The following is a 1,073-nucleotide window of genomic DNA, read 5'->3' on the forward strand; positions in this document are numbered from 1 at the left end:
TGCATATAATTTTAACTTTGCAACAGAACCTACAAGAGAGTCAGAAAACGAGAGAGAAAGAACAAGAAGCCATAACATTAAAATTGAAAGAGACGACGAAGGACTTTCGAGATAATAGCATAAAAACACATAATGATTTCGTAAGATTACTTCAAGATAATTTAAAAAAAGTCAATACAGAAGAGATTCAAGCAGAACTACGACAAGAGATTCGTCAAGTTCAAGATGAAAACAAAGAAATGTTACGTGAAGTGAGAGCATCACATGAGCATTATCAGAAGAGACAAAAACAATTATTTACAGGGATTGGATCAATGCTATTAGTCTTTATGCTGTTTGCTTTAATTATGACCATAGGCAGTGATTTTATGAGTTTCTTGCATGTAGATATATTACAAAAAGCCATAGCAAGCAAAATTAAAGCGTCTGAGGGCTTTATGACATTTGTTTGGTATATTGCATATGGTTTACCTTATGTATTCGCTATAGGGTTATTTATTGGTGTGTATGAATGGATTAGAGTACGGTTCCATGATTAAAAAGGAATGTGCTAAAGTTTTTTGGAAAAGGAGGCTTAATTTTGAAAGTTGTTTTATATTTCTTATATTATTTGATTTCGTTTGTTGTTTTGAAATCATTATTTGATTTAGTAATGCAATTAATGTTTCCAACTGAACTTGATTTATATACCAATTTAATTTCTGCATTGATTTTTTCAATATTTATGACGCCACTCACTTTTGTATTGAAGAAGAATAAAAACAAGAAATAGAGTAATACAATGATTTTTAGTAATTAAAATAAAAGGGGTTTAAAAATGAAAATTTTAAGAAAAGTTATAGTTACCATTATTTCCTTTATTATTAGTTGTTTCGGAGGAGATGCAGCTTCGTATACAGCAGATAGCACGTTTTTAAATAAATTATATTATAAAAAATCTAAAAGAAATAAAAAGTTCAAGTGAAATAATAAGTTTAAATTACTTTCATCAAGTAGAATACGCATTTATGCCGAGAAAATCTATTTGTCGATGAGAGCCCTTAATTAGACTAAAAGCGCCAGCGGGAGGATAG

Annotated in this window: 2 protein-coding genes; both read left to right on the forward strand. The window is 29.5% G+C overall.

Annotation, left to right across the window (positions count from 1 at the left end; genetic code table 11):
* Positions 1-83 precede the first annotated feature (83 nt).
* Entirely contained in the window at positions 84-539 is a 456-nt protein-coding gene (locus HMPREF3241_RS02725) for a DUF334 domain-containing protein (RefSeq protein ID WP_002485179.1), read from the forward strand.
* Positions 540-580: 41 nt separating this feature from the next.
* Positions 581-772 carry a hypothetical protein gene (locus HMPREF3241_RS02730; protein ID WP_002485175.1) on the forward strand — a complete coding sequence of 64 codons (192 nt, stop codon included), beginning with the start codon at positions 581-583 and terminating at the stop codon, positions 770-772.
* Positions 773-1,073 lie beyond the last annotated feature (301 nt).

The sequence above is a fragment of the Staphylococcus sp. HMSC34G04 genome, from assembly GCF_001838765.1.
In the GTDB taxonomy this organism is placed as follows: Bacteria; Bacillota; Bacilli; order Staphylococcales; family Staphylococcaceae; genus Staphylococcus; species Staphylococcus epidermidis.